Genomic DNA, 24312 nt, shown 5'->3' with positions numbered 1-24312 from the left:
GAACAACACGTGCCACCGGACGGCTATTCCGCGCGCGTACCCATGTGGCCGCCCGGCACACGAGCCACCACACTGACCCCATGACGCAATCGGAATCCCGCACGTACGACGTCGTCGTGATCGGGGCCGGCCCCGTGGGCGAGAACGTCGCCGACCGCACCCGCGCGGCCGGTCTGTCCACCGCGATCGTGGAGAGCGAGCTGGTCGGCGGCGAGTGCTCCTACTGGGCCTGCATGCCCAGCAAGGCCCTGCTCCGCCCCGTCCTCGCCCACGCGGACGCCCGGCACACGGCCGGACTGGGCGGCGCGGCACGGCAGCCGCTCGACACCGCCGCGGTCCTCGCCCACCGCGACGACTTCACCTCGCACTGGAAGGACGACGGCCAGGTCCGGTGGGTCGAGGGCATCGGCGCCGACCTGTACCGCGGACAGGGGCGCCTCGCCGGGCCGCGCGAGGTGGAGGTGACGGCCCCCGACGGCACCCGGCACGTCCTGGCCGCCCGGCACGCCGTCGCCGTCTGCACCGGCACCCGTGCCGCCCTGCCCGGCCTGCCGGGGCTCACCGCCGTCCGCCCGTGGACCAGCAGGGAGGCCACCAGCGCCCGGAGCGCGCCCGGCCGGCTGATCGTCGTCGGCGGCGGGGTCGTCGCCGTCGAGATGGCCACCGCCTGGCAGGCCCTGGGCTCCCGGGTCACCCTCCTGGTGCGCGGCACGGGGCTGCTCACCCGGATGGAGCCCTTCGCCGGGGAACTCGTCGCCGCCGCCCTCCGGGAGGCCGGGGCCGATCTCCGCACCGGCGTCTCCGTCACCTCCGTGACCAGGGAGGACGGCACTGTCGTCGCCGTCACCGACGCCGGCGACCGCGTCGTGGCCGACGAGATCCTCTTCGCCACCGGCCGCGCCCCGCGCACCGACGACCTCGGTCTGGAGAGCGTGGGCCTGGAACCGGGCTCCTGGCTCCCCGTGGACGACAGCCTCCGCGTCGACGGCCACGACTGGCTGTACGCCGTCGGGGACGTCAACCATCGGGCCCTCCTCACCCACCAGGGCAAATACCAGGCCAGGATCGCGGGCGCCGCCATCGCGGCCCGCGCCGCGGGCGGGCCCGGACCGGAGCCCGCGCCCTGGGGCCCGTACGCCGCCACCGCCGACCACGACGCCGTACCGCAGGTGGTCTTCAGCGACCCCGAGGCCGCCTCCGTGGGCCTCTCCCTGGCCGAGGCGGAAGCCGCCGGACACCGGGTCCGCGCGGTCGACGTGGACCTGGCCACGGTGGCCGGCGCGAGCCTGTACCGGGACGGCTACCGGGGGCGGGCCCGCATGGTGGTCGACCTGGAGGACGAGACCGTCCGAGGCATGACCTTCGTCGGCCCCGGCGTCGGCGAACTCCTCCACTCGGCGACCGTCGCCGTCGCCGGCCGGGTCCCCCTGCGCCGCCTCTGGCACGCGGTTCCGGCCTACCCGACGATCAGCGAGGTGTGGCTGCGGCTGCTGGAGGGCTACCGGGACGCCTGAGAGGGCATCCGCGGAGGCTGCGATATGCATGCTATGGCTCGAACATGAGCTGCGCTGCGTTTCGTGGAGTCCCTGATGCCAGGCTTACGATTCTGGCGAAGGAGATCTACGAGCACCATGCCTGCGCCACGTAAGTACCCGGACGAACTCCGGGAGCGCGCGATCCGTGAGGTCCGCAGCACTGGCCGCCCGATCGCGCACGTTGCGAAGAACCTCGGCATCCACAAGGAGGGCGCGGCTGGGTCCGCCAGGCCGAGGTCGGCCGGGGCAAACGCGACGACCGGCTGGCCTCCGCCGGGCAGGACGGGCTCAGGAAACTTCGCAGGGGGAATGCCGAGTTGAGGCGGGCGAATGAGATCGAGATCCTCAAGGCTGCGTCGGTGTTTTTTGCCCAGGAGATCGACCGCCCCCGGGCGAGGCCGAGCGGGTGATGGACCACCTGCGCCAGGAGGGTCTCGGGGTCGATCCCGTCTGCCGGGTTCTCGAGCTGCCGCCGTCGACGTACTTCGCCCGCAGGAAGCGGCCGACGTCGGCCCGCCGGCTCCGCGACGAGACGCTCATGCTGCTGATCGAGGTGATCCACACGGAGTCGGGCAGCACCTACGGCGCCCGCCGGATCACCCGCGCGCTTCGGCGCGAAGGCGTCGTCGTGGCCCGCTGCACGGTCGAGCGCCTGATGGCCGGGCTGGGCCTGGAGGGCGTCATCCGTGGCCGACGCCGCCGCACCACGGTCCCGGAGCCCTCGGCACCCCGGCCGCCGGACCTGGTCGACTGCGCCTTCACCGCAAGCCGGCCGGGCCAGCTGTGGGTGGCGGGCATAACGTATGTCCGCACCTGGTCCGGCTGGGCATATGCGGCGTTCGTCCTGGACGTGTACTCACGGATGATCGTCGGCTGGCAGGTCGCGAACCGCATGCGGGCAGAACTGCCGCTGGACGCATTGGAGATGGCACTGTGGAGGTGGCGGGTCAAGAATGACTCCGGCCTCATAACAGCGACCGGTTGAAATCGCCCAGTACGTGTCGATTCGGTACACCGACCGGCTCGCCGAGATCGGGGCCGCCGTGTCTGTCGGCTCGGTCGCGGACTCGTATGACAACGCGATGGCCGAGGCGCTGTACGGCACCTTCAAGGCCGAACTGTTCGAGATGCAAGGCTCCTGGACCGGCTTCGACCGGGTCGAACGGGCGATCTTCCAGTGGGTCACCTGGTACAAGGAAGAACGGCTCCATTTCGCCCTCGACTACGTACCGCCCGCCGGGTGCGAACGCGAATGGTGGCGACAACAGGAAGCCGCCCCGCAGTCCGCCTGATACAAGATCACCGGGCTCTACGAAACCTGGGACAGCTCACGTGATCAGGCGGGTCCCGTTGCCGCTCTTGCACCGGTCGTGCCCGTCGTCCTGGGATCTGTCCCACGGGAAGAACGCCTGGCCCCGACCCCGTGGTGCCTATCCGGCTACCGAGAGGGGGCGGTTGTCCTAACCAGATGGGGGAGGATCTCCGCGAATCGATGGTCGACTCGACACAAATATGATCGACTTGACGCTCGGCAAGTGCTAGGGGGCTCCGGGTGTTGGATGAGTTGGTCCACCGGTTGGCTGAGTTGTTGCGGGAACGTGGTGCCATGGACTCGGAGGCCCTGTTGCGGGCTGTCCGCGAGTTCTGGCCCGGGGCGAGTCCACAACGTCTGATGCGGTTGGTCCGCAAGGCTGAGCATCTGGGAGTCGTGAGGACGCGCCAGGGGATGGTTGAGGCGTGCGGGGAGGTCGAACCGGGCGGCCTGGAAGAAGGAGACCAGCGCCGACCGGGGCCGCTGCGGGCGGTGGTCTTCGACGTCGAGGCCGCAGTTCGTGTCAGCGCTCGGCATCCGGGTGGGGAAAGGCGGATCTACCAGATCGGTGCAGCACGGCTGTCCGCTGATGAAGGATGGGTGACTGAAGCGCCAGAGTTCGATAGCTGGCTACGGCTCCCGGATCTGGAGTGGGAGACACTCATCCGTGGGAAGAACTCCTTGGCGCAGTACAGGCGTCAAGCCCGTTCTGTAGCGGATGTCTTGGGCGAATTCCGGGAGTGGTTCGGAGACGCGGACATGCTGGTGGCGTTCAACGGGACGGTCGCGGACTTCAAGTGGCTGGACGAAGAGTGCTCGCGGGCGAGGGTCCCTGTTGTCGACGGGGTCCAGCGGATGGACGCTTTGTACCTGACGCAGGCTGTGTGGCCGTGGTTGGAATCCTACCGGCTGGGAGACGTGGCCTCGTCCGTGGGAGTGGGGGTGCGGACCGACTCGCTGCATGACGCCCTGGTTGACGCCCGGGTGACCGCACTGGTGGTGAAGGCGGTGGCGGAGGAGGCGGGCGGCTGGTCCGATCCCTGGTGGCGACTGGTGACGTCCGTGGGAGCAGGATCCGCCGCGTGGTCCTTGGTGGCGTCCTTGGCGGACCGGAAACCGGGTGGACTCGTCGACGACGAGAGCGTCGCGGAGCTGCTGGCGGAAGAGCTGCGTGAATGGGGAGAACCGGTTCGCCCGCTGGACGGAGAAAAGCCGGGACTGGCCGCGCTCGCCCTTCCGGACCATCTGCTGGGCCCTGATGGGCGGACGGATCCGTATCGGCTCGCGTTGGCCGTCGCCGGGGGTGGGGAAGTGGAGCGGCGTCCGGCGCAGCAGGAGATGGCACGCTGGCTCGGCGATCGGATCGATGCCGGTCGGGACGGGTTGTGTGAGGCTCCCACGGGTACCGGCAAGAGCCTGGCGGTGCTCGCGGTGGCTTTGGACTGGCTCACGGCCGACCCCGGCCGGCGGGTGGTCGTCTCCACGTTCACCCGTCAGCTGCAGGGACAACTGGCGGGGGACGTGGTCGCGCTGGCCCGGGTGACGCCGGGTCTGGAGTCATTGGCCGATGTGGTGAAGGGCCAGCGCAACCGTGTGTCGTTGCGGTCTCTGGTGGCCGGGTTGGTGGACGCGGCCGCAGCGGCGGGTGGAGGCCGGGCCCGGCGGACCCGCTTCGTCGATGACGTGGTCTTCCGCGAGGTCCTGATCTGGTTTGTACGCAGGTTGGTGACGGCCCGGGGGCGCGCGCAGACGTGGTCGGCGCGCAGCGTGGACGCACAGGATCTGCCTGCTTTCGTGGCCGAGTACGCACAGGCGTCGTCCGGCGCGGTACTTCCGCTATGGCTGGCGAGCGTGAGCCAGGAGACGGAGGACTACCGCCGTGGTTCGGACTCACCGCTCGCGCTGTGGACGGACTCCGTGGGCGAGTCCGTCGCGGGGCACAGACTGGTGATCGCGAACCACGCCCTGCTCCAGACGCAGTGCGCAGCCTTCGACCGGTCGACCCTGTTGGTGGCCGATGAGGCGCACGCGCTGGAACAGGCGGTGACCATGGCGTCGATGGCACAGGTAGACATCCGCGTGGTGGAGAACTTATTCGCGGACATGGAACGATGGGCTCGGGACTTTCGGCGTGCCGATCTTTCGGAGTTGTCCAGGCTGCTGGGAGAGGGACAGCGGTTGCTGGAGACCGAGGCGATGCCCCGGGCGGCGCAAGGGGTGTTCGACGCGGTGGGAGGAGAGCCGGGACGCCGGGAGGCGACCTTGGCGAGCCCCCACGGGGGACTGGCCGTGGTGGCCGGTGCACGCCAGCTGCTGGGGCGTCTTGAGCAGCTGGGCGGCTGGGCGCAGGCGGCCGGTCGGGAGTTGGCACGGCTGACGGGATTACCGGAGGTACGGCAGGCCCCGTGGTGGGAACGCGAACGAATCGCTCTGCTCACTTCGCGTATGGGACTGCTGGGCCAGGAGGCCACGACAGTAGTGGCGGATGCCCGGGAGGTACTGGGAGCTGCCCCGGAGCCTATGGACACCGTGGACGCGGCGGATGAAGCGGGCGCCGATGACAGCGACGAACCGGAAGGCTACGAGGAACCGCCCGAGAGCGCACCGGATGCGGCGGACGGACCGCCGCCACAAGCCCTGCCCGGGTTGACCGCGGAAACGGGCTTGCCGAACCGGGTGGTTTTCGCCAGCGAAGGCGGGGACGTGACCGCTGCGGTAGCGGCACGCCGCTATCCCTTCTCGGTCTCCTCAGCGCCGATCGAACTGAGTGCCGATCCGCAGTGGCACCGGGTTCGCAAGGGTTTCGGTCGGATTTTCTACGTATCGGCGACACTCCAGGTGGCGGGGGCGTGGACCTTCATGCGGCAGCGTCTGGGGCTGGGCGGCGAAGTGGACGCGCACGCGCTTTCCAGCCCGTTCGACGCTTCCCGGCAGGCCCGTCTGCTGTGCTTCGCGGACTTCCCCAGCTGGGCCGAGCACCCACAGGCAGCCTGTCGTACGGTCGCACACCAGTTGGCGGGATACGCGCGGGAAGCCGTCCGGGAACGACACGGCGCCTTCGAGTACGGCGCGCTGACCCTGACGACCTCCACGGCGGCCGCGGAGGCCGTCTCGGAGAAGCTGCTGGAGCGGCTTGCCACGGACGGGAGAGTGCTGCCAGTGGCTGTGGCCCCACTGCTGGGCAACGCGCGTGCGGCGAGGGAGTTCCGTGATGCCGGGGGCTTCTGCGTCGCCACGCGCGGTATGTGGCAGGGTGTCGACTTCCCCGCCCGTCGACTGGGCATGGTGTGGATCAACAAACTGCCGTTTGCCCCCTTCATGGACCCGGTCATCGCAGCCCGCCGCGCAGCGGCCGCGGAGCGGGCGAGAGCGGCAGGGGCGGCTGATCCCGAGACCGTGGCAACGCTTGAGTACTACCTGCCGTTGGCGGCGATGGACCTGCGTCAAGCAGTGGGACGGCTGCTGCGCTCGACTGACCACCGGGGCGTTGTGATCATCAGTGACCGCAAGCTCGCCGGTACGACCACGCTGCGCCGGGCCTACCGCAAGGTCTTCCTGGAGTCGCTGGATCCGGGGCTGCTCAGGAAGGACCCGCTCACCGATGAGGCTGCGGGCGGGAACGTCGTCACTATGGCAGAGGGTTGGGAGATCATCTGGCGGTTCCTCGCCGAGCAGGGCCGTCTTGCCGGGACGCGCGCTCGTGAGTTGTGCACACCGGAGGCGCTGGAGGAGCACACAGTGCTGCCCGCCACACGCAAGATCCGCCAGGCCGGACTCAGTGCCCAGGAGGTCTCCAGGGCTCGCGAGGCCGGAACGCTAGCGGCGCTGCTGGTCGAGCGGTGCGAAGTGATCGCCGGACATCTGCGCTTCTCTGATGGTCCGCTGGCCCTGAAACCCGAGCAACGGGCCGTGGTGCGTGCGGTGGGCGGTGACCAGGACGTGCTCGCTCTACTGCCCACGGGGTTCGGGAAGTCGTACACCTTCCAACTACCGGCCCTGGTGCTCCCGGGGGTGACCGTGGTGGTCTCGCCGCTGGTGGCGTTGATGGCTGATCAGGCACTGGAGCTTTCGTCAGCGGTCGGGGGCGCTGTGCGGGCGCTGGTCGGGCCCATGGCGGAGTCCAACAGCCGTGGTGGCAAAACCGAGGTCGCCGAGCAGCTCCGCGGAACGCGTCAGCACGGCATCAAACTGGTGTACGTCTCCCCGGAACGGCTCATGGACCGCCGTTTCGCGGATCTCCTGCGGGAAGCCGCCCGCACCGGTGTGCTGGAGCGGATCGCGGTGGACGAGGCCCACACGTTCGTCCAGTGGGGTGATGACTTCCGGCCCAGTTTCCGCCGGGCGGAGCTGTTGCTGGGGGAGCTGAGGGAGCGGTTCGGGGTGAGAGTGACGGCGGTGACCGCGACGGCGAACAGGGAAGTGCGGGAGGGACTGAGGCAGGGGCTGTTCGGTCTGGAGGCCACCGCGGCGGACGGCGAGGCCCTGGTTACGGTACAGGCGTCGCCGCTCCGGCCTGAACTTGCGGTCTACCGAAGGGCCATGCGGGCGGGTGGTCCCCAGGCGATCGCCGGTCTCGCCGAGCGCGTCGCCGAGGCGTGCGAGGACCACGCGATCTTCTACTGCCTGACAGTGAAGGAGGTCGAGGCGCTCTACGCCCATCTGCGTGAGTTCGCCGTGCAGGGAAGCCAACGCGTACGGCGCTTCCACGGACGGTTGTCAGAGGTGGAGAAGGCTGCGGTGCTCATGGAGTTCAGGGAGGCACCGGGCCGGGGCGAGGAAGGCTTTGCGCCGTTGCTGATCGTCGCGACCAGCGCGTTCGGTCTCGGGGTGAACCGTCGGGATATCCGCTGCGTGTTTGTGGTCTCACCGCCCACGGATCTGTCGGCCCTCTACCAGCAGCTCGGACGCGCTGGCCGGGACCAGGCCGGGCGGGAACAGCACGAGGTCGACGCTCCCTCGGCGGGCTTGGCGCTCGGCACGGGCCGTGGTCTGAGAACCGTGGCCTGGTTGGCGGCGCAGGGCCCTTCCCGTGATGTGCTGCGCAGACTGGGCCGCTCTGTACTGAGGGCGGGTGCGTCCGGTGTCCTCGACGCCGAGCGGATCGCGGCCGACTGCATGGCCGCCGATCTTCAGGAAGGGATGCTCTCCGGCCAACAGTCACGACAGGCCGCTGTTTGGGACACGTACCGCACCTCCGTGGTGCGCGCGCTGGCCGTCCTGGCCTCCTTGGACGCACTGACCGACCTGGGTGATTTCCCGGAGCAGGTGCGGATCACACCGATTCCCGGTGCCAGACCGTCCGTCGGCCCCGAGTGGCAACCGGCCGCGACTGTTGTCACCGCGCTCGCCGAGCGACGCCCCGGAGCGCATCAGATGGTGGATATCTACACGCTTCTCCGGAACAGTAATGCCGTGGTTCCCGACCCGGCTGCGGCGTGGACCACACTGGCAGCCTTGCACGATCTGGGCACGGTCGATGTCTCGCAGGCCGGGAATCGGCGCGCTCTGACCGCGGTGCGGGTGACCGAGGGAACTCCCTTGCCGGACGTCTTCGACGTCCGTATGCGCGTCGCCCGGGAACGAGCACGCCAGGACCTGGCAGACTTGCGTGATTGGTATGACGCCGCTGACTGCGCGACCGGGGCATTCGGCACCTATTTCACTGGCGTTCCGTCCGGCAGGGTCGAACATGTGTGCGCGACCCCTGCGACCCGTTGCTCCACGTGCTGGGCGACCGACGTCTCAGCCGAGACTTCCCCTCGGCTGCTGCGTGCGCTGAACACCCCGCGGCCACGGCCGACGGTGCACCGCGACAGCGAGCTCTACCGCCGTGCGGTCGACCAGTGGGTCTACGCCCTGCTCTGGGACAACTACCGAGGGCTGGCCCCGACGATGATCTGCAAGGTGCTGCGCGGGGAGGAGACTTACTTGTCCCGCCGGGACGGCATCCGCAGACCGCTGTGGCCGCGCTTGTTGTACCACCGGTTGCGTGGCGTGGATCCCGGAATCAGATCCACCGACGTGACCGCGGCTCTACGGCGCCTCGACGCGGACGCCCGAGCGCTGTCCACTGAGGACGGGATCCTCTGGCGGTTGCGCCGCTACGTCGAACGTCCTCGGAGGGAGGCGTGAGCGTGCCGCCGCCTACAGAACCACCCGCTTGGGTACCTTTCGACGACGAGCCACTGTTCCTGCCGGAAATGCTGCTAGGCGTGGACCGGATGGACGCTGCGGACGTGCTCCGCACCGACCGGTATCTCAGACAGGTGATGATGGCGCGTGGTGGGGTGCTGCACCTCGCCTGCGCCTGGAACGCGTTGCACTTCGGCTTTGACGTCGCCCTCGGTGCCTACCATTCGGCGCTGTTGGATCCGCAGCACTTCCATGTGGTCCGCCCCGCTCGGGACGGGGCCCGGCCCGCCGTGCCGACTGGTGCGTTCCTCCGCATCGAACGCGGCACACGCTGGCTATGGGCGGAGGCCGTGGGCAAGTTTGGTCTCTCCTCGGAGTGCGATGACGACGGCTGGCTCCCCGCCGCCCGTTCGGGCGATCGCGCCGGCTCCCTCCGTCCGGACGGCGTCTGGGGTCGTGAGGAAGCATTGGTCGTGGACATCACGGCCTTCGGCCCGCCCTCCCCGGTCGAGGTCAAGGAGATCGCCAGACTGCACCGGTCCGGACTCCTGGACGAGCGTGGTCACGTCGCTTCGACGGGTTTGTATCCGGCACAGGACCTTGCGCTCCTCGAAGACGTGGCCTACTACCAGAGGTATCTGCTCACCGATGCCCGCCCGCTGCTGGCCACCGGTCCACTCGGCGGGCTCCTGGACGACCCCCACGACGCCGACCTACTGGCCCGCGCGCTGACCGCGAGCTTCGGCACGGTCGCCGATCTGCTCCGCCGGATGCCCGACTCGAGGCTGTGGGGGCCGTATGCTGTCGCCGGATGCAGCACGGGCAGTCTGCCCGGCCCGGTGATCGACGAAGTCGTGCACCGGGTGCGCCGCCCCCGCAACGGTGCGCCGTGCTACACCGCGGTCTGGCCTCTGCTGCGTGCCGCTTGCGACGCGGCCGGAGCGCGGTACCTCACCGAGGGGCCGACCGCGCTGGCTTCCCTCGCGACCCTCAACCTCGCGATCGCGGGGCAGGTGACCGAGCCGAAGGGACAAATCGATCTACGCGTCGACGACCTGTGGCAGCAGGGGGGAGTCTGGCGGGCCCAGCAGCCTCCTCTTCCCTGGTACGTCAATGGCGCGGACCCGCTGACAGCCCTGGGGATCGGGCACGGTGAACACACTGGATACTTCCACGCCGTACCACTGCCCCCGGGCGGGGTCCCAGCCAGGGAAGAGTCTGTTGGAGAAGTTCTCGTCCCGCTGGACGACACCGAGGCGCCTCTCTTGACGGAGGAGATCCGCCCTGGCGAGTCCGTGCCAGTCATCGAACACCTCGATGACCATCTCGCCGTCTACACTTGCTGTCTGCTGCCCCGCGATATCGACCGGGGCGCGCTTCCGTTGCCCGCGTCCATCCGTGAGGGACTGGCGGACGGTTCCGCCGTCATCGAACTCCACCACGATGGCGATCTGGACTACCCGCGAGTTCCACAGGAATCCGCCGTTGAGGAAACGATGTTGACCGGTGTCGACTGGCCTTGGTCGTTCTACCCCGGCATCAGGCTGACCGTCACCGTTCCGCGCGGCGGACGTCGCGTGCACGCCGTCACGACCCTGCTGGAAGAGCCGCTCCAATTCGGGGACGACGGTCCGTTCCTCTGGGACTGCGACTTGGAGGCGCTGCGGCGTCATCTCGGGTTGCCCCCCTCTGAGCCCGGACGGCGGCCCTCCGTTCCTCCAAGGGCATCGCGTTCGGGTTGTGCGTCGGCGGTCGACAGCCTGTGCTCCCTCATCGTCGCGGCGCTCCGCCAGTACGGCACACCGGGCATGTTCGACACCCGTTCCATACAGGGGCATCGGCTCAGTGCCGTGCTGTTCGGCCCTGGCCCCGTTCCGCCCGCACTGCTATGGACGGTGATCCACAGCTGTGAGGACCTAGCAGCCCAGGGGCTACTGGAACGTGAAGGAGTCCCGGGTGAACCGGATTTGTTCACTTGGTGGCCTGCGGACGCAGCCTCCGCGAGAGGAAGGCTGCCGATCACGCTTGAGCAGCAAGCGATGCGAAGTCGTGTGAAAGCACACTACGTGCCCCCCGGACTCCGTAAGCTACCTCCGGGGCAGCAACCAAGTGCCGACGCGCGGAGCAGCTATGCGAGGTGGCGCGTCGAGATGCTCGGAGCCGGAGTCGAAACGACCCTTCCCAATGGCTACACCTTCGTCCGCGGCCACCGCCGCGGCGTCGAACAACCTCCTTCCTGGCACGAGGATTTGACTGGATGCTCTTGAGGCCCAACAGCGCGACGCGAAACACCGCGGCCAAGTTTCGACTGCCCGATCCTCCTGCCGGTTTGGCTCAGGAACTCGACCAGGCCATCGAGTGTCTGGGCAATCCCATGGGGGATGTGCTCGACGCTCTCGACGCCACAGTCCTGCTCCGGCTGTTGCAGCGAGTCCGCAGCCGTGACCGCATCGGGATGTTGCAGACCCTGCGAGTGCCCTCCGCCAGGCTCAGTCCGAGAGCGGCCGAGCAATGTCTGACGACACTGCGCAAACGTAACCCCGAGATGCAGCAGCGCGCCGCGGGCACGATATCCCACCCCACGCTCACCGCACTCGCCGGCGCCATCGACGACTACGAGCGACACGGCGACGATCAGAAACTCGACGGCGCCGTTGCCGCGTTCTCCGAGTCCCGCCCGGAACTGATGTTGGCGGCCCTCGCCTTTCCCCTCTTCGCACCCGGCTACACGGCTCTCCTGCGCCATGCTCTGCAGCGGTTCCCCATGCCGGCGTGGCCGAAGGACGACGTGCAGAACGTCATCGACGCGTGCGCCGCCCTTGAGGGCGTCTGGCGTCCCCTCCTACCCCATGCGCACGGTGCTTCCGGTATGGAGGCCGCTCCGTCGACCGCCTGCCGCACCGGCTCTGCGGCTGGACCGTGGGCCGAGGGACGGACGCCTGAGCCCGCCGACTGGAAGCGTCGGGCCGAGGAACTGGACGAACTGCTCGCCTCCGCGCGATCCGCTGCCTCTCGCGTCGCCACACAGATAGATGCGGAGCGAGCGCCCGCCCAGGACGACCTCACCACGATCGCGGCCCTGTGCATGGCCACGCTGGCATTGCACGAAGACCTCAGACTTCGGGCCTCGGTGGTCCCGCTACCGGACCCGGCCGACGTCCGGGCGCTGTCCACCGCGGCGAACACGGTCGCGGTCGAGCAGTCCGAGCGGGCCCGATACCGTGCGGTGATGCTGCGTGTGGCCGGACTGCAGGGTCCTCCGGACAGCGCACCCCTGGTGGCGGTCCGGGAACAGGCGACCCGTCTGCTCGACGCTTCCATGACCGAAACGGAGCACCTCCGGCTCCTCGTCGAGCTGGCCGATGCCCACGCCAGCGACGATGACTCCGCCGTCGATGACCTTCACGCCCTGCTCAAAGAAGCGTCTCAGGACATCAGCAGCGTCGCCACGCTGATCCTGCGGGGGAAGGTCACCGCTCCGACTGCCTCCGCGAATGACACCCTGGCGCCGACGGCCGGCACACCATCCTCACAAGCGGCACCTCCTCCCGCGACTCCGGCACCCAAACCCGACACTGACACCGCCAGGGTTGTCGACGGGCCGCCCGTGACCGTGACAGCTCCGGATCCCGAAGAGGTCGTTCCACCTCCCTCCTTACCGACCGTGACCGCGTCCCGGGTGGTGGACGACAAAAAGGCGGCTGTTTTCGTGCCGCCCGCTCCTCAGCCCGGTGTGTCGGAGTCCTCCGTCGCCACTGAGCTGATCAAGCATCTGATCTCCTCGGGTGAAATCGCGTTGGCGGGGCACGCGGCCCGTGCGGACGGCCGTGTTCCCCTTCAGCAGGCGCTGGCCACGCTTCACCTCGCCCACTGCGTCCGTTCTGAGACCGGGCCGTGCGCGAGCGCCGTTCGCGAACGGATCGACGAGGAAAGCAGCCACCCGAGCGGGACCGGTCAAGACGAGCGCATGCTGTTGCTCGCGGCTGCCCTGCGAGCGGCTCTCCTTACCGCTGACCCCAACGCCGGCGAGCTGGTCAATGCGCTCTCCGACGCCTGTGCGGGAATGGCGCACTTCCAGCAGCTGTGCCGCGCAGTGGGCACCGCCTCCGCGCGCGGCCAGCTCACGGCGGGCGGTGGTCTCAACGTCCTGGAAAGCGTTACCGAGGCTGACGCCGAAGTCAGCCGTGCCTCGGAGGACGCCCGTCTGCACCTCGCGGCACCACGGAGCCTCCACTTTCCCCGCGCGGAGAAGATTGTTCGTGAGTGGTGGAAGCCCGATGGCCTGATTGGGTCGCTGGTCACCGCCGCGGCTGACGATCGGCGCGATCGCGCCGATCACGTGGCCGCCCAGGTGCGCAAGCTCACCCAGCCCGTGCTGGGCAAGGAACTCAAGGCCATCGACTCCCGATACCGCAACGAGACCAAGGGTTCCGTGCTGCAGGGTGCCGCGCGGCGCCGCATCCTTGAGTACGCGTTGGAGTCGCTCGACATCGTCAACACCTGGCTCCTGGCCACCCGCGCCGTAGCCCGCGGACCCGTGTTGAACAGCGTTCTCACGAATCTTCGCTACGAGGTCCGGTCCCAGGCCGAGGACGCCTACACCGAGCTGCGCGCGCATGCCGACACGGCTTCCCATCCGCTCAGCGCGACGATCGCCGAGAGGGTTCTCGACAGCGTCCGGACCACGGTCCGACTGCTGGACGGCGCCACGTTGCCGGGAACCGAACCGGCGCCGGACCAGGCACTCTACGCAGATTTGCTGCGTTGCCCCGAGTTGCCGTTGACAAGGAATCTCAAACCTTCCCGAATGGTGACGTTCGATGACATCGAGCGTGCCAGGGCCCGCTCGTGGACGGAAGCGGCACGAGGACAGGCTACGGCAGGCAACTTTGCCGCGGCTCGATTCGCGGTGGAGGCGGCCGAGGGCGAGTCTGGTGAGGACGACAACTCCCTTCGGGACGACATCGAGCAAGCCCGGGGGCGTGCGCTGGCCGACGCGCGCGAAGCGATCGACGGGGTCCGGAGTGAAGTGGCGACCGCTACTCGGCAAGGTCGCCTTCCCGAGCCGGGTCGCTCGGACATCACCGCCCGGGTCGAGGCCGCTGAAGCCGATCTGGCGGGCGATGACTTCAGCGCCGTGCACCGGCAGCTCGGCGAGATCGTCAAGAGCATGCCCGAGCTGGCCGAGCAGGCCACGGCGGACCTCATGCAACGGGCCAGGGGCGAGATCAACAACGCGCGGGTCGGGGTCCCGGACGATGTGATGAAGAAGATCACGCAGCTTGTCGAGGTGAGAGACCTCGCAACGGCGGAGGACTACCTGCTCACCGCGCTCACCGGGGAACACCCGCCCACCTCGGCGCCCGAGGACGACCTCGAACACTTCTTCCCTTCGGTGCCCGGTAGCCTTGCCGAGGGCATCACCCCGGAACTCGTCGAGGCTGCCGGGAACGGTGGCGCGTACTCTGGCCTGGACTTCTCCCAGCTGCGTACCCGCGAGCGGAACACCACCGCCGAGACCCTCCGGTCCTGGGCCCAACTCCTCAGAAACTGGCGCACCCAGAAGAACAGCAATCACCTGCTCCGCGGCGCACTGCGCATCGCGGGCATCGAGTATGGCAGTGAACGCTCGGTCGGCTCGTACGCCCCCAACCGCAAGTGGATAGAGCTGACCGATGTCCAGCTGCTGGGCGGGTGCCGACTCCCCGCCTTCGGCTCCGAGGCGGGTCGTCGGCTGAGAGTGCTCCTGACCCCTGATGTGTCGGATGTGACCACGCTGACGGCGTGGGCCGACCAGGACACCAGTCAGCTGCCCGTCCTCGTTGTCGTCCTCGGCACCCTGTCCGCCACTGCTCGGCGTGAACTCGCCCTGCAGACGGCAAAGCAGCCCATGAAGCCCTTGCTGTGCCTGGACGCTCCAGCTCTCGCCTACCTGGCGTCCAAGGCCAGCAACCGGTTCACCACCACGGAGCGCGTCCTCGCACCGTTCGCCGCCACTAACCCGTACCGCCCCGACGCCAACGAGTCCGTCCCCAGCGAGATGTTCTACGGACGTCAGCAGGAGCTCAACGACATCACTTCCACGACCGGTGCCCAGTTGCTCTACGGAGGACGGCAGCTCGGCAAGTCGGCACTCCTGCGCGCCGCCGCACGCCGCTTCGAGACAACGCCGGGGCACGTCGCTCTCTACATTCCGCTGCCCACCACCCTGGGCCTCGGTCAGAAGACGGATGAGCTGTGGGACATGATCAGCCGGGAACTCGACCGCAAGGACATCGTGCCGTCCCAGCAGGCCCGGCGCGGTACAGCACAACAGCGCGTCACCGCCGCCATCACCGGCTGGCTTGACGACGATTCCACCCGGCGTCTCCTCGTGCTCTTTGACGAGTGCGACATTTTCTTCGACGCCGAGGCCCAGGAGAGCTTCCCCCAGACGACGCGCCTGCGCGAACTCATGAGCACCACCGACCGGAGGTTCAAGCCCGTCTTCGCCGGCCTCCACCAGGTGCAACGGTTCTCCGGGCTGCCCAATCAGCCACTCTACGACGCCCACTTCGGCAAGCCCGTAGTCATCGGTCCGCTGGCACCCGCACCAGCCTTCCGGCTCGTCAGGCAGCCCCTCGAAGCGCTGGGAATCCGGATCCCGGACGAGCTCGTCCATCGGATCCTCGCCTACTGCAACTACCATCCGAAGCTGCTCCAGCTCGTGGGCCAGGCACTCGTACGGGCGTCCCTCAACACCCGGGTGGCCACGCCACCCGCCCCGGGCACTCCACCGTGGCACATTGACAACGCCGTTCTCGAACGCGTCATCGGATCACAGGACCTCACCGACCGTACGCGCAACACCATTAACCTGACCCTCGAACTCGACCCCCGCTACAAGCTCATTGCGCTTGTCGTGGCATTCGAAGCCCATTTGGATGGTGTTGACCGCCGGATCACCACTCGGGTGTTGAGCAAGGCGTGTCACGACTGGTGGCCGGAGGGGTTCATCGGACAGGGGCCTGACGAGTTCCGCGCGCTGCTGGAGGAGATGACCGGTCTGGGTATCCTTGCCAGTGACCCGCAGGGCTGGAGGCTGCGTTCGTCCAATGTCCTCCGTCTCCTGGGAAACCAGAGCGCCATCGAGGAGGCATTGGAGAATCACGACACCTCCAAGCCGCTGACCAAGCTGACCGCGGCCCAGGCACGGCGGCCTATCGCCGATGTCGACCGCGTCAGCCCGCTCACCGAACAACAGCTCGCCCGTCTCACGGCCCCGGGGAACGAGTTGCGGATCGTCATCGGAAGCGCCGCCACCAGCCTGGACGCTGTCATCGCCGTCCTGGAGGACCAGCAGCGCAGGGCCCCTTCCAAGCTGGACCCCATCGTCTTGTCCACCTCGCCGTCCCACTACAGGGATCTGCTCAGGACGGGCAAGCCGGGGCCCTTGCACCGCATCGTGGTGGTGAAGCTCAGCCGCCTCAACGATGTGGAGAAGGCCAGGGCGAGCCTCCGGCAGGTGGCCACCATCCAACCGCCCTCGGGGGTCACCCGGACCGTCGTGGCACTCGCCGACGCCTGCGACGGGGAGCACCGGGCCCTCGCCGCTGAATTCGACCCCGACAACGTCCTGATCCCCTTGCGCCGGGTCACCCCCGAAGGAATCAGCAGCTGGGCCACCGAGGTGGATGTGCTGGTGCCCTTCACCCAGACGGAAGCCCGCAACCGGCTCATGGAGGCCACCGGGGGGTGGCCGATGCTCTTGGACGTCGCTCTCACCCAGGCGGGTCAGGGCCGCAGCGTCCTCATGATCTGCGAGAGCATCCACCAAGAGGTCGAGTCCGGGGCGCTCGGCACCCGGTTCCTGGACAGCCTGGGGCTCACCACCTCCCTGGACAAGCACTGGCTGGTGACCGGGTTGGTCGACCTCAACGAGCCCCTGCCGTGGGACGAGCTGGTGGAGGTCTTCCAGGATGAGCACCATCCGGAACTCCTCCAGGTCCTGGAAGAGTTGCGCATGCTCGATGTCCTCGTCCAGGACGAGAATCAGCTCTTCCTTCTCGAGCCGACTGTCCATCGGGCCTGGCCGCCTCGACCGCACGGTTGATGCGGGCGTTTGGTCATCGCGATGCCTGATTCGCTCTGATGTGCACATCAGAGCAGTCGGGACGCGGGCTGGCGTGCTGGTGTCCGCCAGCTGTGCCGTCCGGACCGGGTTCCCGGGCTCGGGCGGCACGGCACGTTCCTCGAAGCCGGTTCCGGCGAGCCGTAGATTTGGTGAAGAGAGCGCGGCGAAGGGATTCGGAGTTCCCGGGGCACCCCGTCACGTACGAAGGACGCGTATCGGAGCGGGCGCGCTCGGTCGCTAGTTCCTGGTGCACTGGTTAGAAGCGCTCGAGATGAGGCGGAAGCCATGCCCAACCTTCGTGTAAATACGTAGATATCGCCCAGTATTTTTCTTTATGAAATGTTTCAGCTATTGGCGTTGAGGCCAAGGCTTGGCGATGGCTCCGGATCGGCAACTATGGTGCGTCCTTTACGGCGGCTGCTGGAGGGCTACCGGGACGCCTGAGAGGGCATCCGCGGAGGCACGCGGGTTCAGGGAAGGGGGAAGCCGAGCGCCTCCGCGGCCAGGGCGGGGGTCGGCTGGGTCCAGAGCCGCTCCATCGCCGGAGCGGAGGCGAGCGAGCGCGGCTCGGCGCGGTCCAGGTACAGCGTGCCGTCGAGATGGTCCGTCTCGTGCTGGACGATCCGGGCGGGCCAGCCCGTGAACACCTCGTCCACGGCGCGCCCGGTCTCGTCCTGCCCGGTCAGCCGCACCTCGGCGGGCCGGGCCACCACCGCCTGGTAGCCCGGCACGCTCAGACAGCCCTCGTAGAACGCGGCCCGCGCGGTCCCCACCGCCTCGTACCGCGGATTGACCAGCACCCGGAACGGCTGCGGCACCCGGCCGCGCGCCGTCCGCACCTCCTCCGGGACCGGTGCCGGGTCCTCGATCACCGCGATCCTGAGCCCCACCCCCACCTGGGGCGCCGCCAGGCCCACGCCGGGCGCCGCGCGCATGGTCACCCGCAGCGCCTCGACGAACCGGGCCAGCAGGGCGGGGGCCAGCTGGCCGTCGAAGGGCGCGGCGGCGCGCCGGAGCACCGGCACGCCGGCCGCGACGATCGGCAACGGGCCGTCGGCGGCGAGCAGTTCCTCGACCCGTTCGGCGAGCGGCGCGACGTGATCACTCGGAGATCCCATCGCGTCAGCATGCCACGCGGGCGGGGGTCAGGACCGCTCGGTGACCTCACCCGCGAGCGCGGAGGCGATCCGCAGGTGTGTGTCCGCCTCCGACTGCCGCCCCTGCCGTTCGAGGGTGCGGCCGAGCATCAGCCGGGCGTAGTGCTCCACCGGATCACGCTCGACGATGATCCGCAGCTCCGCCTCCGCGCGCCTGAGCTGCGCCGAGTGGTAGTAGGAGCGCGCCAGCAGCAGCCGGGGTCCGGTCTGCTCCGGCACCTCCTCGACCAGTCCGCCCAGCACGCGGGCGGCCGCGGCGTAGTCCCTGGCGTCGAAGAACATCCGCGCGCGCTCCCAGCGCTCCGCGGCCGTCCCCTGCTCGTAGTACGCCCCGTCGTTGTACGTCGTGTTCACCGGTGGCCTCCTTCGTCCTCTCCAACGGAACGGTGTGGTTGAAAATTCCACTACTGCTGGTGGGGGCCGGGCGGGGCACCGCGCGCGAGCGCGGGCGGGCGGCGGCGCCCGGAACGGGTGACCGGATCCGGCGACGGCGGCCCGGGCGGACTGACGGTACGCACCGGACGGGGCTAGGTTGGGCGGTATGAGCAATCTTGATCGGGAGCCGGTCCCCTCCGTCTGCGGCGGCCGGGGCTTCGTGGTGGCGGAACCGGTGCGTGAACTCCTCAGCCCCCGCCGGGTCAAGCTCGGCGCTTCCACCGAGGTCCGCCGGCTGCTGCCCAACCTGGGCCGCCGCATGGTCGGCGCCTGGTGCTTCGTCGACCACTACGGCCCCGACGACATCGCGGACGAGCCCGGGATGCAGGTGCCGCCCCATCCCCACATGGGCCTCCAGACGGTGAGCTGGCTGCACGAGGGCGAGGTGCTGCACCGCGACTCCACCGGCAGCCTCCAGACCATCCGCCCCCGCCAGCTCGGTCTGATGACCTCCGGCCGGGCGATCAGCCACTCGGAGGAGAGCCCCCGCCCGCACGCCCGCCTCCTGCACGGCGCGCAGCTCTGGGTGGCGCTCCCGGACGCCCACCGCCACACCGACCCGCACTTCGAGTTCCACGCCGAGCTGCCCCGGGTCACCGCGCCGGGCGTCACGGCCACGCTGCTCCTGGGCGACCTGGACGGCGCGACCTCCCCGGGCACCACGTACACCCCGCTGGTCGGCGCCGACCTGAGCCTGGTTGACGGCGCGGAGGCACGGCTGCCGCTGCTGCCGGACTTCGAGTACGCCGTCCTCTCCATGTCCGGCGAGGTCCATGTCGACGGCGTGCCGGTGCTCCCCGGCTCCATGCTCTACCTCGGCTGCGGACGCGGCGAACTCCCCCTGCGCGCCGCGTCGGACGCGAGCGTGATGCTGCTGGGCGGCGAGCCGTTCGAGGAGGAGCTGATCATGTTCTGGAACTGGATCGGCCGCTCCCAGGACGAGATCGAGCAGGCCCGCCGGGACTGGATGGAGGGCACGCGCTTCGGCGAGGTCAAGGGCTACGACGGCGCCCCGATCCCGGCCCCCGCACTGCCCGCGGCGCCGCTGAAGCCGCGGGGCAGGGTCCGCTGACCCCAGAGGACGATCGACCGGCCGGTGACGGGCGGGAGACGTCCCGTTGTGCCTCGCCTCCCGCCTGTCCCGGGTGCGGGAGAGGCGTCGGTAGGTGCCGCCCGTCCGGTGGCTCGCGGGACGGCCACGGTCCGTCTCCCGTCCGGTGGCCGTCGCGGCGAGGCCGTCGAGTGGCCGCACGGCGAGAGGATCCCGCCGTCCGCGGCCACGGGGGGTGGCGGACGGGTGGCGCGGGGCCGCCGCGGCCCTTCGGCGTCGGGCCCGGCGTCCGTGGCCCGGCGGCTCGGCCCGGGCATCTCCCCACGCTCCGGACGCTCCGGCACTCCACGGCGCGCGGCGCGAGCGCGCGGACCGCGTCACTCCGCGGAGGCTTGTCCCACGCGATGCGGAGTGGCCGCCGTCCGGGACGGCACCGCTCGGTGGCACTCACGACCCGGGCGAGCGTGAGGCGCCCGCTGCCTCGTTGAGGAGGGCGGTACTCAGCGGTGCAGGCACCCCGCGCGTTCCAGTGCCTCGCGGGCGGCGAGATGGCCCGCGACCTTGAACGCCAGTGCGTGGGAGCCGAGGGGATCGACGTGTGCGCGGCGCAGCACCACCCGAGCGGCGACCACGACTCCGTGGTCGGGCAGGCGCAACTGCTCCTCGATCCCCGCGGCGGCGGCCGCGACGAGGTGGGCCGGGGGGTCGACGGCTTCGTGATCCACCACCGGTTCCCGCGCCACCTCGAAGACGAAACCCTCGGCCGCGGGCTCGAAATCCACCTCGATCCCCGCGAACTGCGGTGCGCAGTTCTGCCTCTGATGCAGCACCCGCACGCCACGGAGCGGACGCGGAGGGAACCGGGGCGGCGCTGACGACATGCCGGAACGCTACCCCCTGCCTTCGCGGTTTTCCCCCCGTGCTTCCTGCCGCGTCCCGGCCCGCGGTCGGTGGTGACGGCGCGTTCAAGGAGCCCGGCTCGGACCCACCGGTCCCGCCCCCGCGGCCGCCGCACGGGCCGACGGCCGGGCGGAGTGGCCGTCGGCGGAGCGCGCGGCGGGCGGTGCCGTCAGTTGCTCCAGACGACCGGGTTGTCGCGGTACGCGTCGCCCTCGTCGAACTCGGCGGCGGCGACCGGCGCGGTCTTCGTGGCGGACAGCGAGCAGGTCTCGAACGAGGCGCCCTTGGTTGTGAACTCCCTGGGCGCGGTCTTGCTGTCGCACTTGTCCGGGAGGCCGCCGATCAGGATGACGCCGGTGCCGCCGCCGCCCTCCAGCACGCCGTCCAGCTTGAGGGAGGAGTACGACAGGTCGGTGCCGCCGACGTTCTCCACCTTCATCCTGATGAAGTACGGCGTCATGCCCTTCGCCTTGTCGCCGAACTTGGCCATGTCCGCCTCGGCGCCCTTCTCGATCGCCGTGACGGTGACGGCGATGGTGCCCTTCTTCGACGTCCCGTAGGTGAACGGAAGGACGGCCCGCTCGCCGATCCCGAGCTTCGTGCCCGGCTTGGTGACGTCACCGTCCTCGGCGGCCGGGGCGTCCTCCCCGCCCTTGTCCCCGTCGGGCTCCTCGGTCTGCTCCTGCGTGGCCGACGCCTCCGGCGACGCCTCGGCCGACACGGCGGGCGTCTCCTTCTCCGGACCCGCCTCGTCGTCGCCGCCACAGGCCGTGAGGCCGAGTCCGGCGACGGCCAGGGCGGCCGCGAACGCGATACGTGCCTTGCGCATGTTCTCCCCCACTTGCTGGTGACACTGGTACCGCCGGTGCCGCCGTCGGGGCAGCGGTCGTGGCGGTGGCGGCCGGGCACGGCGCGGTGCTGTCCGGCCAATGCCCGGCTGGCCGACATTGCAAGTGGAATGTAACCGTCAGCATGCGAGAAGGCGAATGTGTCCCGTGCGCCGGCCGGAACGGCTCCCCGGGGTTCAGACCGGGCGAACCCCCGCTCACCTGGCCGTATCGCTCGACGGGGACCTGTCCGACCGGAGTCGGGCCGACCGCGGGGGCCCGGCCTCGTTACCGAACCGTCAGAACCGTTACCCGTCGGCGACATCGCCGTCGTCCGAGGCGGCGCGCCCCGCGTCGAAACCGCGCGGGTGACCTCGCCGGCGCCAGGACCCGCCTCGTCGCCGGGCCCGGTTCACGCCTCGTCGCGGTGGGTGAGACGGCCGTCCGCGAGCCGCCAGTAGTGCTGGTGGGGTGTCAGCCGCCAGGTCTCGTCGGCGGCGAGCGCCCGCGTGATCCACGCGTGGAGCTGAGGAAGGGCACGCGCCAGCAGCACAGCGCGGACGGCGGCACGGTCAGTGGCGTCGACCGGGTGGACGTCCAGGCGGAACCCCACCATGTCGGGGTGGACTCCTCCGCCGTAGTTGTGCGGCACCGGTGCGATCCACGCGGCCCCCAGGACGATGGTCCCGCTGTCGTGCCCCGTGAGGAACCCGAGGTCCGTGACCTCGCTCATGAGGGGGCCGAGGCAGCGGTCGATGTCGGTGGTGGTCAGGGGCCAGGCGCGGTGCCGGGGCAGCCTTCGCTTGCGTGCGGACATGATCGGCAGAATGGCAGAGGGCCGCCTTCGGCGCTCGCGGGTTTGTCGTGCGGCCCGCTCCGGGGGGCCCACGGAGTCCGCGTGGGGGCTCGGGGCCTTCCCGCCGTGGCCCCGTCCGCCCGGGTCCGCCCGGGATTCGGGGGCGGAGGTCACCCGATCACCCTCAGCAGCCGCTTGGACAGGATCCGGAAGGCCCGGGGGAGACGCTGCGGCCCGGAGGGGAGGAACGCCGCACAGCCCGTCAGAAAGGCCGCGAGGTCTCCTGACGCGTCGGCACGCAGCGCCTCGGTGAAGCAGCGGGCGCGGGCGGCCCTCGGGCTCGCCGCTTCTTTGTCCGGCCGGGCGAGCAGTGCGGCAGCCCGGCCGAGGGCCGTGAGGTCGGCCTCGACAGGACCGCCGGAGCCTGGTCCGTCAGCGTGCGCGCTTCCCGACGGGCCGGTCGACGCGGCGCGGTTCCCCCGGCCCCACCCCACCGGGGACCCTTCGACGGTGTGGTGCGCCCGGCCGGGGCGGCCCGGTTCAGGGTGCCGGGCTGAAGTCGCCGTTCTCGTCCATCACGAAGCTTCCCTGGGTCTTGCCGTCGACCTTGGTGTGCTTGAGCCAGTACTTCGACAGGTTGTGCAGGTTCTTGTGCTGGGTTTCCCAGGGCATCGAATGTCCGGCGCACTTCACCGTGACGAGGAGCTTGTGCGGCCCCTTGATGGCGTCGTAGAGCGCGGGGACGTGGAAGTCGAGTGCCGGGTTGGCGCTGGGCGGTGTGGTGTTGGCCGTCTGGTCGTGCTCGCCGTGCACGATCAGCGCGGGCACGCTGCCGCCGAGGACGCTGTCCTGCCCCGCGGTGGTGGTGTTCCAGCCCCATGTCACGAAGTTCCGGAAGCGGCTGACGCCCGCCGGCTGTCCGGAGGGCAGGATCTTCCCCCAGCCGCGGCCGATCGGGTCGTTCTCCATGAGCGCGTTCCAGACGACGTCGACCATGCCGGGCTCGTGCTGGTTCGGGCACTTCATGGCCAGGGCCTGTTCGATGCTCGCGTGGGTGAGCACATGAGTGGGGAAGCCGGGCACCGGCAGGACCGGCGGGTTCGAGGGCCCCTTCGGAGGGAAGATCGGGCCGAGGAGGAACAGGCTCTCCACCTTCCCCGGATTCCTGATCGCGTAGGGTCCCATGGCGAAGGCCGCCGCCGACCAGCCGATGAAGGCGACCTTCGCGACGCCGCGCTTGCCGCGGATGTACTCGACGACGGTGCCGAGCTCGTCCTGGTCGCTCTGGGAGTTGGTCAGGACGAAGGGATAGCTGGGCGGTCGCGGCCCCTCCAGCGGGGGAGTGACGGCGGCCTGCTGGGCGGGGTTGACATTGCAGGGATCGTCCATCCGGGGCCGCGGCGACCGGCCGGAGCCCTGCAGGTCCATCATGAAGACGTCGTACCCGGCCCGGGCGAGGGCCTCGCCCCATGCGTACGAGGTGTGCTGGAGGTCGTAGCCCGCCAGTGTCGGCACGCTCCTGCCGTGCAGCATGAGGACGACCTTGCGGTCCGCGGACGGACCGGAGGGCGAGCCGTCGTGTTCCCTGACGAACAGCTCGACCTTCTGGCCCGCGTTCGCGGGGACGGTCGATGTGTGAGGGACCGCGTGGTCGGTGGTGGTGATGGCCATGAATGGGTCTCCTTCTGTCGGCCCGCTCGCCGGTCGTCCCCTTCAGCCCAGGGTCGGTCAGGTGTGCGGGCCCCGCCACAGCGCGCCCGCCCGCGCCTGTGTCACCCCGTCGCCCGGCGCCCCCACCGGGGCTGCGACACCATCGGAGGCGGGCGCGCGCCCCGTGGCTGCCCACGCCTCGTGTGACGGCTCGTGGCGCGCCGTCGCCGCTCGCCCTCGTCCACCCCGCCGCCGAGGGCCTGTCACGCCGTCCCCTCCGGTCGGAACGGCCGGGGCGCGCACCACGTCGGCGCACGGTGGTGGCACCCGCCGTCCAGGGGCCACCGTCGGGCTCCGGCCGCCCGCGAGCACGCTGCGTGAGCGAGGTCGCGCTCCGGGCGGTC

The 24312-nt window shown here is 69.9% G+C and carries 13 protein-coding genes; 7 read left to right on the top strand and 6 right to left on the bottom strand.

Going from position 1 to position 24312, the window contains the following annotated elements; genetic code table 11:
• Nucleotides 1-80 precede the first annotated feature (80 nt).
• The 6 genes from GTY84_RS26500 (at nt 81) to GTY84_RS26470 (ending at nt 17071) form a co-directional block, all read left to right on the top strand.
• Entirely contained in the window at nt 81-1514 is a 1434-nt protein-coding gene (locus GTY84_RS26500; protein WP_161228913.1) for an NAD(P)/FAD-dependent oxidoreductase, read from the top strand.
• Between the two features lie 430 nt (nt 1515-1944).
• Nucleotides 1945-2520, top strand: a complete 576-nt coding sequence (locus GTY84_RS26490) for an IS3 family transposase (RefSeq protein ID WP_161228911.1) — start codon at nt 1945-1947, stop codon at nt 2518-2520.
• A 13-nt stretch (nt 2521-2533) separates the two neighbouring features.
• A complete protein-coding gene (locus tag GTY84_RS26485) occupies nt 2534-2827 on the top strand; it encodes an integrase core domain-containing protein (protein WP_161228910.1) in 294 nt (97 codons plus the stop codon).
• Between the two features lie 314 nt (nt 2828-3141).
• Nucleotides 3142-8979 (top strand): DEAD/DEAH box helicase, encoded by a 5838-nt coding sequence (locus GTY84_RS26480; protein WP_202551773.1) that lies wholly within the window; start codon nt 3142-3144, stop codon nt 8977-8979.
• Entirely contained in the window at nt 8976-11246 is a 2271-nt protein-coding gene (locus GTY84_RS26475; protein ID WP_161228909.1) for a hypothetical protein, read from the top strand. The genes GTY84_RS26480 and GTY84_RS26475 overlap by 4 nt, the downstream gene beginning before the upstream one ends.
• Nucleotides 11237-17071, top strand: coding sequence for a hypothetical protein (locus GTY84_RS26470; protein WP_161228908.1), 5835 nt, complete (start codon nt 11237-11239; stop codon nt 17069-17071). Before GTY84_RS26475 ends, GTY84_RS26470 begins: the two co-directional genes overlap by 10 nt.
• A 491-nt stretch (nt 17072-17562) precedes the next feature.
• Here GTY84_RS26470 and GTY84_RS26465 read toward each other — a convergent pair whose 3' ends face one another.
• Together GTY84_RS26465 and GTY84_RS26460 are read right to left on the bottom strand one after the other, a co-directional pair.
• Entirely contained in the window at nt 17563-18210 is a 648-nt protein-coding gene (locus GTY84_RS26465) for a peptide deformylase (RefSeq protein WP_161228907.1), read from the bottom strand.
• Nucleotides 18211-18237: 27 nt separating this feature from the next.
• Nucleotides 18238-18531, bottom strand: coding sequence for a tetratricopeptide repeat protein (locus GTY84_RS26460; RefSeq protein ID WP_161228996.1), 294 nt, complete (start codon nt 18529-18531; stop codon nt 18238-18240).
• Between the two features lie 259 nt (nt 18532-18790).
• Between GTY84_RS26460 and GTY84_RS26455 the strand changes: the two genes are divergently transcribed.
• Nucleotides 18791-19756 (top strand): pirin family protein, encoded by a 966-nt coding sequence (locus tag GTY84_RS26455; protein WP_161228906.1) that lies wholly within the window; start codon nt 18791-18793, stop codon nt 19754-19756.
• Nucleotides 19757-20235: 479 nt separating this feature from the next.
• On the opposite strand, the gene GTY84_RS26450 is transcribed toward GTY84_RS26455, so the two are convergent.
• The 4 genes from GTY84_RS26450 to GTY84_RS26435 all read right to left on the bottom strand — a co-directional run bounded on the left by GTY84_RS26450 (nt 20236) and on the right by GTY84_RS26435 (nt 23929).
• On the bottom strand, nt 20236-20571 hold the full coding sequence (locus tag GTY84_RS26450) for a hypothetical protein (RefSeq protein WP_161228905.1): 336 nt from the start codon (nt 20569-20571) through the stop codon (nt 20236-20238).
• A 233-nt stretch (nt 20572-20804) separates the two neighbouring features.
• On the bottom strand, nt 20805-21464 hold the full coding sequence (locus tag GTY84_RS26445; protein WP_161228904.1) for a hypothetical protein: 660 nt from the start codon (nt 21462-21464) through the stop codon (nt 20805-20807).
• Nucleotides 21465-21874: 410 nt separating this feature from the next.
• Nucleotides 21875-22279 (bottom strand): hypothetical protein, encoded by a 405-nt coding sequence (locus GTY84_RS26440; protein WP_161228903.1) that lies wholly within the window; start codon nt 22277-22279, stop codon nt 21875-21877.
• A gap of 519 nt (nt 22280-22798) precedes the next feature.
• On the bottom strand, nt 22799-23929 hold the full coding sequence (locus GTY84_RS26435) for an alpha/beta fold hydrolase (RefSeq protein WP_161228902.1): 1131 nt from the start codon (nt 23927-23929) through the stop codon (nt 22799-22801).
• Between the last annotated feature and the right edge of the window lie 383 nt (nt 23930-24312).

Source organism: Streptomyces sp. SID8352 (genome assembly GCF_009862265.1).
In the GTDB taxonomy this organism is placed as follows: domain Bacteria; phylum Actinomycetota; class Actinomycetes; order Streptomycetales; family Streptomycetaceae; genus Streptomyces.
This window is presented reverse-complemented; position numbering and strand designations above follow the sequence as displayed.

Excerpts from the sequence above, each read along its gene's own strand:
- GTY84_RS26500 (WP_161228913.1), top strand. The coding sequence starts at position 81 with ATGACGCAATCGGAATCCCGCACGTACGACGTCGTCGTGATCGGGGCC.
- GTY84_RS26490 (WP_161228911.1), top strand. The coding sequence starts at position 1,945 with ATGGACCACCTGCGCCAGGAGGGTCTCGGGGTCGATCCCGTCTGCCGG.
- GTY84_RS26480 (WP_202551773.1), top strand. The coding sequence starts at position 3,142 with ATGGACTCGGAGGCCCTGTTGCGGGCTGTCCGCGAGTTCTGGCCCGGG.
- GTY84_RS26470 (WP_161228908.1), top strand. The coding sequence starts at position 11,237 with ATGCTCTTGAGGCCCAACAGCGCGACGCGAAACACCGCGGCCAAGTTT.
- GTY84_RS26465 (WP_161228907.1), bottom strand. The coding sequence starts at position 18,210 with ATGGGATCTCCGAGTGATCACGTCGCGCCGCTCGCCGAACGGGTCGAG.
- GTY84_RS26460 (WP_161228996.1), bottom strand. The coding sequence starts at position 18,531 with ATGTTCTTCGACGCCAGGGACTACGCCGCGGCCGCCCGCGTGCTGGGC.
- GTY84_RS26455 (WP_161228906.1), top strand. The coding sequence starts at position 18,791 with ATGAGCAATCTTGATCGGGAGCCGGTCCCCTCCGTCTGCGGCGGCCGG.
- GTY84_RS26445 (WP_161228904.1), bottom strand. The coding sequence starts at position 21,464 with ATGCGCAAGGCACGTATCGCGTTCGCGGCCGCCCTGGCCGTCGCCGGA.
- GTY84_RS26440 (WP_161228903.1), bottom strand. The coding sequence starts at position 22,279 with ATGTCCGCACGCAAGCGAAGGCTGCCCCGGCACCGCGCCTGGCCCCTG.
- GTY84_RS26435 (WP_161228902.1), bottom strand. The coding sequence starts at position 23,929 with ATGGCCATCACCACCACCGACCACGCGGTCCCTCACACATCGACCGTC.